Here is a 17,765-nt window from a genome sequence, read left to right as displayed (position 1 = left end):
AATAACAATGTCCATCAAACCAAACAAAAATAAAACTAGAGGTTTTAAAAGAAGCTTCGCATCTAAAAGACCATTAGCTTGTGCATTAGCACTTGCAATTACAGCATCAATGGCTCCAAGTCTTGATGCTGTTGCGAAAGAAACTACCAATTATGTGAAAGGAATGTATCAAAAATCAACTCAAGAAAAGGCAGGGAATACACTACAGCCTACAGGGAATGGATACAGTATAAAGACTTTACTTGAATGGAGTCCAGAAAGTGATGAGAATGCAAGATACAACAGAGGAAGTATAAAATTACAGGACAGATTTACAGGTCCTGTAGTGAATAAGAATGCTAATAAGGATGCAAAAATTATGAATTGTGCACTAACAAATCCGCAGTCAGATAATGCGCCATCTCAGGGGGGAGATACAGAAAATGCATATGCTTTTTCATATTGGCAATATGTTGATTCTTATGTGTATTGGGGAGGTACAAGTAAGGGAATATTCTTAGTGCCAACAGCTGATGTAATAGATTCTGGTCATAAAAATGGAGTGCCAGTACTTGGAACAGTAGGTTTTCCATGGGGGCCTGGGGAAGGACATGTTGAACAAATAAGAGAATTTTTAGCTAAAGATAAAGATGGAAAATTCAAAGTCGCCGATAAAATGATAGAGATGGCAAGATTTTATGGGTTTGATGGATGGTTTATAAATCAAGAAAGTTATGGATGTAGTAAAGAAGATGCTGATCTTATGGTTGAGTTCTTTACTTATATGAAAGAAACTGCGCCGGATATAAGGATTGGATGGTATGATTCAATGACTACAGAAGGTCCTGTTAAATATCAAGATTCTTTGAATCCATTAAACGTAGGCTTTTTCCAAAATGAAGGTAAGAGAGTTACAGATGAGTTTTTCCTAAATTATAATTGGGATATGCCATCAACTAGTTTTCCAGAAAAAAGTAAAGTTGATATGAGTGTTGATACTGCAAAAAGTGTAGGCAGAAGTCAATATGATGTATATGCAGGTGTTGAAGTTCAACAGAATGCATATAATGACAAATTCCCCGTAGAGCATCTTCTAGATGAAAATGGGAAATTAAAGACATCACTAGCAATGTATTGTCCAAATTCAACTTTTTCTATGGCAAAGGATGTTGATGATTTTTATAAACACGATCAAAAATTCTGGGTTGGACCTACAGGTGATCCAGCAAATACTGATACAAGCGAAAAATGGGTTGGACTTTCAAATTATGTAGCTGACAAATCAGCAATTAATAGCTTACCATTTGTTACTAACTTTAATTTAGGACATGGAAAAGATTATTATATAGATGGAAAATTATCAAGAGATAAAGAGTGGAATAATAGAGCAATACAAGATTATCTACCAACATGGAGATGGATAGTTGAGTCAAATGGATCAAAATTAAAGCCAGATTTTGATAGAAATGATGCTTATAATGGAGGAAGTTCATTAAAGATAGAAGGGAATTTAGAGAGTAAAAATCCAAATCATATAAAGCTGTATAGTACGAATTTAAATATAGTAGATTCATCAACAGAACTATCTCTTGTATATAAGACACCTTTAAAAGAAAATAATATGAAGATTGGTTTATGCTTTGGAGATAGTTATGATGATGAAAACTTTGTATTCTTTGATGTTAAAGATGGACAAGCAGGTCAATGGAATACTGCAAAAATTTCTTTAGCTAATTATGTGGGGAAAAGAGTATCTGCGATTTCTTTAAAATTTGATAGTTCAGAAGATATTAATAATTACAAAATAAATGTAGGAAACATATCTATAGAAGAAAAAAATAATGATAAGATCCTAGAAGCTACAAGTAAGATAACTTTAGATAAGTCACTTCTTCATAATTCAAAGAAGGCTGAAGCTAAAATTTATTGGAATGATGTAAAGGGTGCAGATTTTTATGAAATATATAGAGTTAAGCCAAGTGGGGATAGGGAATATGTAGGATCAACATATAATGATTCTTATTATATAGCGCCATTTAATAGATATGATAATGAGAAATCATTTAAATTCGAAGTAGTTGCAGTTGATAAAAATTATAATAGAGGAAAAGCAAAACAACTAAAATTCAATTGGAATATCGGAGAAAATGATACAGAAGTACCGAATGAAGAAGTTCCTGTAAACGTTGCACTAAATAAAAAGGTCAGAGCAAGTTCTGAAAATGCAGGTGAGCCAGCATATAAAGCTGTAGATGGAACTGTTGATAATAATAGTAAATGGTGTACTACTACTGATATGTTCGGTGGGTGGCTTGAAGTAGATCTAGGAGAAGAAAAGACAATTAAAAGATGGGTTACTATGCATGGAGAGGCTGGAGGAGAAGATAAGCTTACCAATACTAAAGATTTTAGACTTCAAGTCTCTAATGATGGTGGAAAAACTTATAAAGATGTGGATACTGTAGTGGATAATACAGAAGGAATTGTGGATAGAAATCTAAAAGAGCCTGTAACGGGAAGGTATTTTAGAATAATGATAGATCATCCAGGATTATCACCTTGGAAGGCTATAAGACTGTATGAATTCCAACTATTTGAGGAAGCTCATAGTCCAAAAACTGAAAATATATTTTTAAATTCAGTAAGGGCATTTAACAATGTAGGAGCAAAGGATAGATTTGTTGCAAAAAATGTTCCAGTAGGTCAAGAAGTATCTTTATATAAAAATATTAATGATACAAAACCATTTGCAAGTAAGATTGCAGCAGAAGATGGAATAGTAATATTTGATGATTTAGATTTTGGATCAAAAGAAGGTAGAGTATTCTTTACAACCAAAGCTGAAGGAAAGGACACTAGTATAAAGCTTAGTACAGCTTATGAGAATGAAAATTGGGAGGTTACTCCTATACCAGATGAGTTTAAGATATATGAGTATCAAGTTGCGCCAAGGACATTAGATAATAAATATTATGGAACTATAGAAGCTGGAGGTTTAAAAGCTGGAGATATAGTAAGTTATTATGAGAACGAGGATGATATCTTCCCAACTAAAGTTAGCGTAGCTGCTGAGGTAGATACAACAATATTAGAAGGAATAAAGCTTAATAATGATGGAGGAGATTTGATTCTTGAAGTTAGTAGAAAAGGAATGAAGACAACTCCTAAATTTAAATTAGCATATACAAGTGATAAGAAAGCTTCAACTAAAGGTGAAGTTGAAATTAAAGTAGAAGATAGCAAAGGAAGTTCTGTAATAAAAGATGCTGTATATGAAGTTTTAAAAGATAATAAAGTAGCAGGTAAAATAACTACAAATGATGATGGAGTTGGGACAACAAAATTAGATCCAGGAACTTATACCATTAAATATACAGGAAATTTAAAAGGATATGAGAAGGATGATAATAAATATGAAATTAAAATAGAGAAGGCATTTGATAAAGAGGTTAAAAAATTATCATTAAATAAGATAAAAGAAGATACAGAAAATAAACCTGATCAAGGGGAAGATAAGCCGGGACAAGGAGATGATAACAGTAAACCGAATGGAGATAAGGATGAAAACCAGGGTAATAATCAAGATGAGAAACCAAATAAGAATCCTGATAAAGATCAAGCCAATGAAACTTTACCTTCAACAGGGTTCACTATACCACTTAAGATTTTCACTATGTCTGGCCTATTAACTTTAGTAGGATTAATCTTACTTAAAAAGAGAAGATAATATTAGTTAAATATAAAAGGGTCACTTTGTGACCCTCATAAATGATAAGGAGATGAAGAGATGTATTTAATACCAACGCCTAAAAGTTATAAAAAAACAACGAATAAATTTAACATAGAAAGAGGAACAGAAATTAGTATAGGGCATAATTGTGACTTTAATGAACTTGAAGCAGCTATTATATTACAAAAAGAAATAGAAGGTATATTTGGCTTTAAAGTACCAATAAACAAGTGCTTTGAAGAAAGCTATAAAAGAGGTACTATAAGATTCACTAGAAAAAATTCATTGAAAAATGAAGCATATGAGATTTTAGTAGAAAATGATTGTATTGAAATAAAAGGAGCAAAAGGATCAGGAATATTCTATGGGGTACAAACATTAATACAATTAATAAGACAAGAGGGAGCTGTTATATCAGGAATACTTATAGAGGATGAACCCTATTTTAAAAATCGTGGATACTATCATGATGTTACAAGGGGGAAGGTTCCAACTTTAGATACATTAAAAGAATTAGTAGATAGAGCCTCTTTTTATAAAATAAATCAAATTCAATTGTATATAGAGCATACTTTTGCATTTGAAGGAATGAGTGAAGTATGGATAGATAAAGACCCACTAACAGCAGAAGAGATATTATTATTAGATGAGTATTGTAGAAGACGACATGTTGAACTAATACCATCACTATCTACTTTTGGACATTTATATGAAGTACTTCGTACAGAGTCATATGGAGATTTATGCGAATTGGAAAATAGTAAGGATATAGAGTATTCATTTATTGATAGAATGGCTCATCACACTTTAAATGTAAGTGATGAAAAGAGTTTTGAGTTAGTATCTAATATGATAAATCAATTTATTCCATTATTTAGTTCAAATAAGTTTAATATATGTTGTGATGAAACTTTTGATTTAGGTAAAGGAAAGAGTAGCGAGCTTGGAGAAGAACTTGGAGTCGGAAAACTTTATACTACATTTTTAAACAAAGTTATATCTTCCGTTAAGAAACATAATAAAAAGGTATTTTTCTGGGGAGATGTAATCTTAAATCATCCAGAATTAATGAGTGATATACCAAAAGATGTTATATGCCTAAATTGGAACTATTGGTATAAAGTTAAGGACGATGATACGAAAAAAATATCAGAAAGTGGATTAGAGCAGTATGTATGTCCAGGAGTAGGTGGCTGGAGTCATTTAATGAATCTTATAGAGAATGGATTTGAAAATATAAGTAGAATGGTATCTTATGGGGTAGAATATGGAGCTACAGGAGTATTAAACACTGATTGGGGAGATTATGGACATATTAATTTACTATCAAATTCAATTCCAGGAATGGCTTACGGTGCTTCGCTATCATGGAATCCAAATGTAGAAAAAGATTTTGAAAAAGCATATGAAGCAATATCTTTATTAGAGTATGGGGATGAGTCACTTAAGTTAATTTCATTATTAAAAGAGCTTGGGAATTGCCAAAAGGTAGGTTGGTCAGAACTTGTGAGATTTAAAGAACGTCCTAAAGAGAGAGAGGAGCTTTTAAAATTAGATATAGAAGATATAAAAGGAAATTACGAAAAAGGAAAAGATATAGAGAAAACACTTATATCACTAGCTAAAAATATAGATAAGAAACATGATGTTCAAGAGTTTATAGTATCTGCAAGAGGAATAAATTTAATAAATGAATTTTTTATTATGCTGCTTTCTAAAAATCAAAATAGTAAAGATGAGATAAAGGGAAATAATGAAAAGAATTTAGCGGAAAAATTTGAACTTTGGCTTTATGACTACTCATTTATATGGAGAAAACGAAATAAAGAAAGTGAATTATATAGAATTAGAGATGTAATAAGATATATAGCAAATTATTTAAGATGTATTTAATATTTAAAGTGAGATTATTTTAAGTAAATGTTGAATATGTACACTATAAAACAATAAATGGATATATTATAATTTTAATTGTAAACGTTATTAAAGATGTTTAATAAGGGTAGGGGAGGAAAAATAATGAAACTTAAAAAGATTGTTGCACTAGCTGCATGTGCTGTGCTAACGACTACAACAATATTAACTGGTTGTGGAAAATCAACTGAAACTTCAGGAAAAAATGGTGATGTAACTACATTAACTTGGTATTCAATTGGGCAGGAGCCAAAGGATTTAAAATTGGTACTTGATGAAGCCAATAAGTACTTAGAAGAAAAAATCAACGTAAACTTAGATATGAAATTCGTAGATTTTGGTGATTATAACCAAAAGATGTCAGTTGTAATAAATTCAGGAGAAGATTATGATTTAGCATTTACTTGTTCATGGGCTGGTGACTATTTAGGAAATGCTAGAAAGGGAGCATTCTTAGAATTAGATCCTTACTTAGATAATCAAGGTAAAGATATGAAAGCAGAAATAGATCAAAGATTCTGGGATGGAGCAAAGATAGATGGAAAGACATATGCTATACCTAACCAAAAGGAATTAGGAGTAGCCCCAAGCTGGGTATTCACTAAAGAATATGTAGACAAGTATAACATACCATACAAAGACATTCATACTTTAGAAGATTTAGAGCCATGGTTAAAAGTTATAAAGGAAAAAGAGCCAAATGTGACACCTTTATATATAACTAAAGGATTCTCATTTACAACATTCTTTGATCAATTAGTTGATCCAGTTGGAATAGATCTTAACGACAAGGATTTAAAGATCAAAAATATGTTTGAAACTCCAGAAATGAAGAAAGCACTAGAAACATTAAGAAGATACTATAAAGCAGGATATATAAATACAGATTCAGCTACAGCTCAAGATGATAAAGCTAAGAAGAGATTTGTAACTAAAGCTGATGGACAACCTTATGCAGATGCAATCTGGTCAAAGGATTTAAAATATCCAGTTGTTTCTTCAACAATCACTGATACTTGGATTACTAATGGTTCAACAACAGGATCAATGATAGCAGTATCAAAGAACTCTAAGAATCCAGAAAAAGCTGTTGAATTCTTAAATCTTTTAAATACTGATGAGTATTTAAGAAACTTAATAAACTACGGTATTGAAGGTACTCATTACAAAAAGACTGGTGATAAGAAAATTGAATTAATAAATCCAGAAGAAAAGAAATACGATGTTCCATACTTTGCAATGGGAAATTTATTCAAGACTTATATTGTAGGTGATGAGCCTGAAACTAAGTGGAAGGAATTTGAAGCATTCAATGATGCTGCAAAAGTATCACCAATATTAGGATTTAAATTTAATCCATCAAAAGTAAGTACTGAAATTGCAGCTGTAAATAATGTTTTAGAAGAATTTAAAGCAACTATTTATAGTGGTTCAGTAGATGTTGATGAATATCTAGGAAAATTAAACGCTAAGCTAAAAGAACAAGGAATCGATAAAATAATAACAGAAATGCAAGCTCAAGTTGATGAGTGGAAAAAGACTAATAATAAATAAATTTATAGCTTAGGATAGTAATTAATTTAGAAGTGGGAGATATTTATTCATTTAACATGAAATAATATCTCCCTTTCTATAAAAATACTAGTAATTTTACTACATAAAAAAATTAGCAGTAAACAAAAAGTAATACTAATTGCAGATAGAATAGGAATTTTTAAAAGGTGTAAGGAGGATTATATAGCATGATAGCTTGTATAGATATTGGAGGAACTGCAATAAAGGTTGGAGTCTTAGATAAAGAAGGAAATATACATCATAGAAATTCATTAAAAGTAGGAGTAGATTTAGAACAGTTTACAGAGACACTATTAAATTGGATATATGAAGCAAAAAAAGAATTTGAAATTGAAGGTATAGCAATTAGTTCTCCAGGGGCAGTAGATACAAAAAGCGGAGTTATAGGTGGTGCAAGTGCAATACCTTATATACATGGCCCAAATTGGAAAGAAATATTAGGACAAGAATTTAATTTACCAGTAAGTATAGAAAATGATGCAAACTGTGCAGCACTTGCAGAAGCATTTAATGGATCTGGAGCAAATATTTCAGATATGTTATTCATAGTTTGTGGAACAGGAATAGGTGGAGCTATAGTCCACGATGGGAAAATACATCATGGCAAACATCTTCATGGTGGAGAGTTTGGATATATGATAATGGAAGATAAGGATGGAAAGTTTAGAAACTTTAGTGAAGTAGCATCAACAATGTCGTTTGTAAGAAAAGTGAGAGAAGAGTATAAAGATGATTCATGGGATGGAGTTAAAGTATTTAATGAAGCAGAGAATGGAAATAAATTATGTATTGATGTGATAAATACATTTTATTTAAATTTAGCAAAGGGAATATTTAATCTTCAATATGTTTATGATCCCGAATTAATATTATTAGGTGGAGCTATATCAGAGCGAGAAGATTTTATAGAGAGAATAAATGAGAAGATAGATTTCTTAATGAAAGAGATAGAAATAGCAAAGGTTAGACCTACTATAGCAACATGTACCCATAAAAAAGATGCAAATCTTATAGGTGCATTAGCAAATTTTATTTATGAATATAATTATTAAAATTGAAAGAAATAATTGTTTGGATAGTTTACTAAAGGAGATAGAACTTCTATATGTAGCTAAAAAATAAGTTTAGATATAAGTTTATATATAAAAGAGGGAGATAAATGGATAATTTTTATGAGCAATTCTTAACCAAAGATTATGGAAAGCTTCAAAAAAAATTTGAGACTACAAGAAATACATTAGTAGTGCTTGCAATGATTGCAGCAGTAATAGTTGGGTTATTTGGAGTTATAGCTTTCATAGCTGGATATATAATATTAGGTCTTATAGCAAGAGCTATGTTCTTAGAATACGAATATGAATTAACAGAAAATGAGTTAGTAATAACTAAGATAATGAATAAGAAAAAGAGGAAAGTTATAACAACTTTAGATATTAAAAATATAGTAAATGTAAAAGGTGTAGAAGAAGTAAATCAAAATGGAGCAAAGCTTGTTAAAGCATGCGTAGATGATAGTGGATTAAGAGAGCAAATAATATTTGTACAGAAGAATTCACAACTTATAGGTTTTAAAGTAGCTATGGATAAGAAATTAATATCAATGTGTAAGAGAATAAATCCATTGAATTTTAGTGGAATATAGATTAGGGAGGCAATTAAAATGGCAGGATTAGTATTAAAAAATATTGAAAAAAGATATGAAAACGGATTTAAGGCGGTAAATAATTTTAATTTAGAAATAAAGGATAGAGAGTTTATAGTATTTGTTGGACCATCAGGATGTGGTAAATCAACAACTCTTAGAATGATAGCAGGACTTGAGGAAATTTCAGATGGAGAATTATACATTGGGGATAAGCTAATGAATGATGTAGCACCTAAGGAAAGAGATATAGCGATGGTATTCCAAAACTATGCGTTATATCCTCATATGACTGTATATGATAATATGGCTTTTGCGTTAAAACTTAGAAAAACTTCAAAAGAGGAAATAGAAAAGAAGGTAAGAGAAGCTGCAAGGATTCTTGATATAGAACATTTATTAGATAGAAAACCAAAGGCTCTATCAGGGGGACAAAGACAAAGAGTTGCTATGGGAAGAGCGATAGTTAGACATCCAAAAGTATTCTTAATGGACGAGCCACTTTCAAACTTAGATGCTAAATTAAGAGTTCAAATGAGAACAGAAATAGCAAAATTATATAAGCAATTAAAGACAACGTTTATTTATGTAACTCATGATCAAACAGAAGCTATGACACTTGGAACAAGAATAGTAGTAATGAAAGATGGGGTTATTCAACAAGTTGCATCACCTAAAGAAATATATGATCATCCAGCTAATATGTTTGTTGCAAGCTTTATTGGAAGTCCTCAAATGAATACCTTCTATGGAACAACTTATGAAAAGAATGGAAAAGTATTTATTAAGATGTTAGAGAATGAAGTTGAGCTTCCAGCAGATAAAGCTAAGATAGTTAGAGAAACAAATCATGCAAATGCAGATGTTATTGTAGGAGTAAGACCAGAGAATATAAGTTGTAAGAGAGAAGATGTAGAAAAAGAAGGTGCCGTAGTATTTAAATCTGAAATAGATGTATCAGAAAACTTAGGAGCTGAAACATTCTTATATCTTAAGAGTGAAGGAAGAACAATGATAATAAAAACAGCAACAGCTGATAATGTAAATACAAAAGGAACTGTTGAATATGTTATGGATTTAGATAAGCTTCATATTTTTGATAAAGAGGAACAATACACAGTATTCTAAAAAGTATAAATTTACTTTAACTAATAAAAAATAGATGAGGTTAAGGGAGGAGTCACTTTATGGGGAAGTTATTTGTAGGGGTTGATTTAGGTGGTACTAAGATATATACAGCATTAGCAGATGAGACTGGGACTATTTTAAAGGAAATAATAGTTGGAACAGAAGCTAACAAAGGACCTGAGCAAATTGTAGAAAAGATAAAAAGTAGTATAAGAAATGTATTAGAAGATATAAATATAGATGATATAAAAGCTATAGGTATAGGTTCACCAGGACCACTTGATATAAAAAATGGATTAATTGCAGAGCCTGCAAATTTACCGTTTAAAAATTATAATATAGTAAAAGAAATTAAAGATGAGTTTAATGTACCAGTATATTTAGATAATGATGCAAATGTGGCTACACTTGCAGAGTTTAAGTTTGGAGCTGGAGTTAATACAGAGAATATGATATATGTTACAGCCAGTACTGGAGTAGGCGGTGGGGCCATATTAAATGGTAAAATATATAGAGGAAGTACAGCAAATGCTTTAGAAGTAGGACATACAACTATAAGTACAACTGGAAGAAGATGTGGATGTGGAAATAGAGGGTGTGTTGAAGCTATGACTTCAGGAACTGCAATTAAAAAAGCTGCTATAGAAGCATTAGAAAGCCGAGTTGAAACATCATTAAGAGAGTATGAAAATATTTCAGCAAAAGAAGTATTTATAGAAGCAGAAAAGGGAGATAAAGTAGCAAATGAAATTTTATCAGAAGCATTATCTTATCTAGGTGCTGCAATATCTAATTACGCAAACATATTTGATCCAGATATGATAGTAATTGGTGGTGGAATTACAGGTGGAGGAAAAATAGTGTTTGACAAAATAAATGATGAGATGAAAAAGAGATGTCTAGGCACTATATTAAATAATTGCAAGATAGAGAAAGCAAAATTAGAAGGTCAAGCTGGAGTTCTAGGTGCAATTGCTCTTGCTATGATGGAAACAAAATAATGAATTAATAATTAAAGTTAAAAACCCTTAAATTATATATAGATTATTGTTTGAAAAATAAGCTGGATTTTAAATCTGGCTTATTTTTATTTTTTTAGAGCACATTAAATTAAGTGAATTTGTAGAAAATAAATATATAAATATAAAATATTAAAAAACTTTTAAAAACAAATATTCTTTAAATTTCAATATATGATAGTATATGTAAAATTTTGTGGATAAATGTTAATTTAGAGAATAAATATGTAAAAAATTCAAAAATATATATAAATAATCCATTATTTTTGGACAAAAAATATCTTATAAGGTATTAACAAGGAAAAAAATTATGTTATAATTGATAAGGGTTGTACTTAATATGTAAAAGTTATCATAAGACTTGTTAAATTGTAACAGTTTTATTTATGTACTTAATTTTTTTAATAGGTAACATAATTAAGGAGGATTTTATTATGAAAAAAGGTATTGCTGCTTCAAAAGGATACGCTATAGGAAAAGTATTCTTACAAGAGCATGAGGAAATAATTATAACTGATGAAAAGGTTACAGATGTAACTTTAGAAAAGGAAAAATTACAAAAAGCGTTAGATGCGTCAAGAGACCAATTAGAGAAAATAAAAGCTAAGGCTGCTGTAGAAATGGGAGAAGAAAAGGCTGCTGTGTTTGAAGCACACATAACTTTACTTGATGACCCAGAATTCACAGGAACTATGGCTATGGAAATAGAAAATAATAAATTAAACGCTATGAAAGCTGTTGAAAATGTAACAAACACTTTCGTTATGATTTTCGAATCAATGGAAGATGCTTACATGAGAGAAAGAGCAGCTGACATAAAGGACGTTTCAAAGAGAATAATAGCAAATTTAGCAGGTAGAGGCGGAGATGCTTTTGCAATAACAGAAGGAAATACTATAGTTGTTGCTGAAGATTTAACTCCATCAGATACTGCACAATTAGATAGAAGCAAAGTTGTAGCATTCTTAACTAACATTGGAGGAAGAACTTCACACTCAGCTATAATGGCTAGAACATTAGAAATTCCTGCAATAGTTGGTCTTGGAGATATCACAACTTCAGTTAAAACTGGAGACAAAGTAATAGTTGACGGTATTGAAGGTATAGCTATAATCAATCCAGATGAAGCTACAATTAAAGAATATGAAGCTAAGAGAGAAACTTTCTTAGCTGAACAAGAAGAACTTAAGAAGCTTATCGAAGTTAAGACTGTAACTAAGTCAGGTAAGAGAATCGAAGTTTGCGGAAATATCGGAAAGGCAGAAGATGTTGACGGTGTTATAGCTAACGGAGGAGATGGAGTTGGACTATTCAGAACTGAATTCTTATATATGGATAGAGACAATGCTCCAACTGAAGATGAGCAATTTGAAGCATATAAATATGTTTTAGAAAATATGAATGGAAACCAAGTTGTTATAAGAACACTTGATATTGGTGGAGATAAGACATTACCATACTTACCATTACCAGAAGAAATGAATCCATTCTTAGGATATAGAGCAATCAGACTTTGTTTAGATAGAAAAGAAATATTTAAGGTTCAATTAAGAGCATTACTTAGAGCTTCAGTATATGGAAATCTTGCTGTAATGTTCCCAATGATTTCAGGAATACAAGAGTTTAGATCTGCTAAAGAAGTAGTTGAAGAATGTAAAGCTGAACTTAGAGCTGAAGGAAAAGAATACTCAGATACAACTCAATGGGGTATCATGGTTGAAATTCCAGCAGCAGCTGTAATGGCTGATGAGTTAGCTAAAGAAGTTGACTTCTTCTCAATTGGAACTAATGATTTAATTCAATATACATTAGCAGCAGACAGAATGAGTGAAAAGGTATCATATCTTTATAATCCAATGCACCCAGCTGTACTTAGATTAATAAAGATGACTATAGATGGAGCCCATAAGCATGGCAAGTGGGTAGGAATGTGTGGAGAAATGGCAGGAGACGAAGCTGCTATACCAACATTAGTTGAATACGGACTAGATGAATTCTCAATGAGTGCTTCATCAATTTTAACTGCTAAAAAAATCATTTTAGAACAAGAATAGATTTTTTTATAAATAACACAAACCCAAAATCTCAGCGTGGACTTAAGTCCACGCTTTTTTTGATTCTATATGTTGTTAAGGTATAAGAAAGATATAGATAAGTATATGGATAGTGTATTTAAAATATTATGAATGAATTTAAATTATATAATATAGATTATAAATGAAATAAAATTTAATTTATGAGTATTCAATAAGTTTACTGATTATAAAAAGTTAATAGGGATATATAGTAACAATACGTTAAAAAGTAATATAGAAAAGTATTTCTAAAATTAAATATGTGGGTTTGTGATAAAATATGTGTATATAAAAGTAAAGATGGAGGAAATATTGTGGATAAAGTTTTAAAGATGTTTATTTCATTTTTTAAGATAGGTGCATTTACATTTGGTGGTGGTTATGCCATGATTCCAATTATTGAAGAAGAAGTTGTAAATAAGCAAGGTTGGGTAACTAAAGAAGAATTTATGGATATGCTTGTAGTATCCCAAAGCTTTCCTGGTGCTATGGCCGTAAATTGTTCTCTTTTTATTGGCTATAAAATAGCAGGTGTAATGGGTGGAATTATTGCACTTCTTGGAGTTGCACTACCATCATTTTTAATAATTCTTATAATTGCTGCATTCTTTATGCAATTTAGAGATAATTATTATGTAAATCTTGTATTTAAGGGAATATCAGCAGCTGTACCAATACTAGTTTTAACTGGTGTTATAAGTCTAGCAAAAGGTGTTGATAAGAACATTAGAAATGGAGTAACTCTAGTCATAGCCTTAATAGCATTAATAATTTTTAAAATAAATCCTATTATAGTAATAGTAGTAGCAGCCTTATATGGAGCAGTATTTTTAAGGAAGAAGGTGGAGTAGATGAGTATATTAATACAATTATTCTTTACTTTCTTAAAGATAGGAACATTTAGTTTTGGTGGCGGATATGCAATGATACCCTTTATCCAAAGGGAAATAATAGAGAATCATCATTGGATAAATAATAATGTGTTTATGGATATAATAGGTATATCACAGATGACACCTGGACCTATAGCAATAAATTCAGCAACTTTTGTTGGATATAAAGTTTCGGGAGTACTTGGGAGCATAGCAGCAACTTTAGGGGTGGTAACTATGTCCTTTATTTTAGTATCTATTGCATCAAAAGCCATGGAAAAATTTAAAGAATCAAAGGTATTAAGAGGTGCATTACTTGGAATGAGGCCTGTACTAATAGCTTTGATAATACAAGCATTTTTTGATTTAGCAAAGGATGCCTATATTGATATTAAATCTGTAATAATAACACTTATAATAGGAACATTGTTACTATCTAAGAAAGTTCATCCTATAATAGCGATAATTATATCCGGAATACTAGGAATTATATTCTATGGAGTTTTTTAACATAAAAACATCTTATTAAACATAGTGTAAAGGAATAATTAATAGATAATCATTATGGAGAGAATGTGAGAAATATAACTAAATACTATTTATAAAGGCCTTTTTTGGGTGTCTGCAACTAAAATTAAGTAAATAAGGCGTTTGAATGTTTTTTTCTAAAAGACTATTATTTAGCCATAAACAGGGTTGTACCGTGTTAAAGTTTTAGAATAAAATATTTAAGAAGGTGTTTTTATGAGTTCTAATATGGATTCTTTAATGATGGAGATTAAAAAAAATAGTGATGCGTTACATGATGTGGCCGAGAATACGGGGATTTTAAAGAAGTTAAAGGAAGGTGCTGTTTCAGTGGAAAGTTATTCAGAGTATCTATTTAACTTATATGAAATTTATAAAACCTTAGAATTTAATTTGCAAAAGCATGATAAAAATCGTATAGTTAAAGAGTTTACAACAATGGAAGTTTATCGTTCAGAGGCAATATATAAGGATTTGAGAGTTTTATTTGGTAGTAGACTTAGCTCAATGAAACTTTTAGCATCAACAAAAGCTTATATTCAAAGACTTAATGAGTTAAGCGAAAGAGAGCCTGAATTATTAGTAGCACATGCTTATACTAGATTTTTAGCAGATCTTTTTGGAGGAAGAACTATATACAATGTTCTCAAAGAGTCATGTGGTATGAAGGATGAAGCATTAAATTACTATAAATATGAAGCATTAGATGATGCTGAAGGAATGAAATCATTCATTATGGATTATCATGAAAAGCTAAATTTATTAGATATTAAAAAGAGCTTTGAAGAAAAGTTTATTAATGAAGTTTCTAATGCTTATGTATACAATATAGCTATCTCAAATGAATTAGAATTATCAAAATTTAATAAATAAATATATTTAAAAAAGATTGCATTCTAAATTAGAATGCAATCTTTTTTATTTTAGGTATATAAATAATATTGAGTTAATTTGGGGGAAAATAAAAGTATCATAATTTTAGGAGTGAGTTTTTAGATGATTAAAGTTATTAAGAACATAAAGATATATTCTCCAAAATACCTAGGAGAAAAGGATATAGTTATAGTAAATGACAAGATTGAAGGAATATATGAGAGTATAAAAATTCCAGAAGATTTTATTAACATTGAAGTTATTGATGGAAAAGGAAAGTATGCTTTTCCAGGATTTATTGATGCACACGTTCATTTAATAGGTGGCGGAGGTGAAGGTGGATTTAAGACAAGGACACCAGAACTGCAATTAAGTAATATAACAAGAGCAGGAATCACAACTGTCAATGGATGTATAGGAACAGATGGAGTATGCAGAAATATGAGAGCATTAATTGCAAAGGTGAAAGCACTCAAGGAAGAAGGGATAACAGCTACCTGCTATTCAGGGTCTTATGAAGTTCCAGTAAAAACTATGACTGATAGTATTAAAGGAGACCTAATGCTTGTAGATGAAATAATTGGAGTTGGAGAGATTGCACTTTCGGATAATAGAAGTTCACAACCAAGATTAGATGAATTTATAAATTTAGTTGCTCAGTCTAGAGTTGGTGGACTTTTATCAAATAAATCAGGAGTTGTGAATGTTCATCTAGGTGGTGGGGCTAGAAGATTGGATTTTTTATTTAAGATGTTAGATGAATCTGAAATACCGGCAACTCAAGTTATACCCACACATATGAGTAGAACAAAAGAACTTTTAGATGCAGGAGTAGAGTGGGTAAAAAGAGGAGGATATATGGATTTAACAACTAGTTCAGATCCAGATAATTTAGAAAAAGGAGAAATGATAGCATCTAAGGCATTAAAATATCTATTAGATAAGGGATTACCAATAGAGAAAATAACTTTTACATCAGATGGAAATGGAAGTATGCCAATTTTTGATGAATCTGGTAAGTTAAAAGGCCTTGGGATATGTAGTGTTGAGAGTCTTTACGGAGAAGTAAAGAAGGCTATATTAACTGAGGGAATAGATATTGAGAAAGCTTTAAAGGTAATAACCTCCAATGTTTCTGATGCACTTAAGTTAACAAGTAAGGGGAGAATAGAGCCTGAAAAAGATGCAGATATAGTAATAGTTAATGAGTCAGATTTAGCAATTGATAAAGTAATTGCTATGGGAAAGTTAATGGTAGATAAAGGTGAGCCTATAGCAACTGGAACTTTTGAAAAGGCAATAAAAGAGTCTTTTGATTAAAAGGAAGATATTGTATAATTAGATGTGATAGGTCATTAGATAGTAGGAAATCTATTTAATGACCATATTATTTATAGAGTGTAGTTAATACATAATCTAAAGGATATGTATAATTAAAATTATTAGAAGAATATCAACAGTATGATAGCCTTATAGTGGATTATTTTATTGTTTTTGTGGATAGTTTAATACCAGTTGTTAATAATTTAATAGAGGAGAGAGTATTTATGAAAGCTATACAAGTTTCATCATTAACTAAAAATTATAATGGAAAAAGAGCTATAGAAAATATAAATTTTGATGTTGATAAAGGTGAAATAGTTGGATTTATAGGTCCAAATGGAGCAGGTAAATCAACAACTATTAAAGCAATGCTAAATTTTATATATCCTACTAGTGGAAGCTGCAAAATTTTTGGCTTAGATTGTGAAAAAGAATCTAAAAGGGTTAAAGAAGTAGTTGGATATGTACCTAGTGAAGTTAGATTTTATGATGACATGAAGGTAAAGGATATATTAAATTATGCAGAAAGTTTTTACGATGATATTGATAAAGATAAGGTAAAATATTTGTGCAGAAGATTTGAGGTAGAAGAAAATAAAAAAATGGGGGAACTATCTCTTGGAAACAAAAAGAAGGTCGCTATAGTACAAGCTCTTATAAACTCTCCTAAATTAATAATTTTAGATGAACCAACTAATGGGCTAGATCCTTTAGTTCAGAATGTTCTATTTGAAGTTCTGTTAGAAGAAAAAAAGAAAGGTACAACAATATTTTTATCAAGTCATAATCTTACTGAGGTTCAAAACTATTGTAATAGAGCGGTAATAATTAGAGATGGAAATATTGTAGATATAAAAGATATGTCCACAATAAAGGCTTTTAGTAAGAAAAAAGTAACGATATTAACTAATGAAAATATAGAAAGAGATATTAGGATACTTGGAGGAGAAAAAGTAAAAAGGATAAAAAATTCAATTATTTTTTCTTATAGTGGGGATATAAATACATTGATAAAATTATTAGCTTCATATGAAATTGATGATATAAGTATTGGCGAAGAAGAATTAGTAGATACTTTCATGAATTACTATAAAGGGGAGGAGTAAG

The 17,765-nt window shown here is 30.4% G+C and carries 13 protein-coding genes; all 13 read left to right on the top strand.

All coding sequences use genetic code 11. The features are described from left to right. Positions 1-7: 7 nt before the first annotated feature. The 13 genes from JOC62_RS12340 to JOC62_RS12280 all read left to right on the top strand — a co-directional run bounded on the left by JOC62_RS12340 (position 8) and on the right by JOC62_RS12280 (position 17,764). On the top strand, positions 8-3,706 hold the full coding sequence (locus JOC62_RS12340; RefSeq protein WP_204595579.1) for an endo-beta-N-acetylglucosaminidase: 3,699 nt from the start codon (positions 8-10) through the stop codon (positions 3,704-3,706). A 60-nt stretch (positions 3,707-3,766) separates the two neighbouring features. Next, positions 3,767-5,602, top strand: coding sequence for a beta-N-acetylhexosaminidase (locus JOC62_RS12335; protein ID WP_204595578.1), 1,836 nt, complete (start codon positions 3,767-3,769; stop codon positions 5,600-5,602). Positions 5,603-5,725: 123 nt separating this feature from the next. Continuing rightward, positions 5,726-7,177, top strand: a complete 1,452-nt coding sequence (locus JOC62_RS12330) for an extracellular solute-binding protein (protein ID WP_204595604.1) — start codon at positions 5,726-5,728, stop codon at positions 7,175-7,177. Positions 7,178-7,365: 188 nt separating this feature from the next. After that, a complete protein-coding gene (locus JOC62_RS12325; RefSeq protein WP_204595577.1) occupies positions 7,366-8,250 on the top strand; it encodes an ROK family protein in 885 nt (294 codons plus the stop codon). 107 nt (positions 8,251-8,357) lie between these two features. After that, positions 8,358-8,840, top strand: coding sequence for a hypothetical protein (locus JOC62_RS12320; RefSeq protein WP_204595576.1), 483 nt, complete (start codon positions 8,358-8,360; stop codon positions 8,838-8,840). Positions 8,841-8,858: 18 nt separating this feature from the next. Beyond that, positions 8,859-9,968 (top strand): ABC transporter ATP-binding protein, encoded by a 1,110-nt coding sequence (locus tag JOC62_RS12315; RefSeq protein WP_204595575.1) that lies wholly within the window; start codon positions 8,859-8,861, stop codon positions 9,966-9,968. A gap of 59 nt (positions 9,969-10,027) precedes the next feature. After that, entirely contained in the window at positions 10,028-10,969 is a 942-nt protein-coding gene (locus JOC62_RS12310; RefSeq protein ID WP_204595574.1) for an ROK family protein, read from the top strand. A 452-nt stretch (positions 10,970-11,421) separates the two neighbouring features. Beyond that, on the top strand, positions 11,422-13,041 hold the full coding sequence (ptsP, locus tag JOC62_RS12305; RefSeq protein WP_204595573.1) for a phosphoenolpyruvate--protein phosphotransferase: 1,620 nt from the start codon (positions 11,422-11,424) through the stop codon (positions 13,039-13,041). Positions 13,042-13,376: 335 nt separating this feature from the next. Then, positions 13,377-13,913 (top strand): chromate transporter, encoded by a 537-nt coding sequence (locus JOC62_RS12300; RefSeq protein WP_204595572.1) that lies wholly within the window; start codon positions 13,377-13,379, stop codon positions 13,911-13,913. Next, complete coding sequence (locus JOC62_RS12295; protein WP_204595571.1) at positions 13,914-14,444, top strand: chromate transporter; 531 nt, start codon at positions 13,914-13,916, stop codon at positions 14,442-14,444. A gap of 234 nt (positions 14,445-14,678) precedes the next feature. After that, positions 14,679-15,335: a biliverdin-producing heme oxygenase gene (locus JOC62_RS12290; protein WP_243425066.1), complete on the top strand. Its 657-nt coding sequence runs from the start codon at positions 14,679-14,681 to the stop codon at positions 15,333-15,335. Positions 15,336-15,458: 123 nt separating this feature from the next. Continuing rightward, complete coding sequence (iadA, locus tag JOC62_RS12285; protein ID WP_204595570.1) at positions 15,459-16,655, top strand: beta-aspartyl-peptidase; 1,197 nt, start codon at positions 15,459-15,461, stop codon at positions 16,653-16,655. Between the two features lie 227 nt (positions 16,656-16,882). Further along, positions 16,883-17,764 (top strand): ABC transporter ATP-binding protein, encoded by an 882-nt coding sequence (locus JOC62_RS12280; protein WP_204595569.1) that lies wholly within the window; start codon positions 16,883-16,885, stop codon positions 17,762-17,764. Position 17,765: the final 1 nt, after the last annotated feature.

It is taken from the genome of Clostridium sardiniense (assembly GCF_016907995.1).
GTDB classification, from domain to species: domain Bacteria; phylum Bacillota; class Clostridia; order Clostridiales; family Clostridiaceae; genus Clostridium; species Clostridium sardiniense.
The sequence above is the reverse complement of the archived record's forward strand: the minus strand, read 5'-3'. Positions and strand labels throughout refer to the sequence as shown.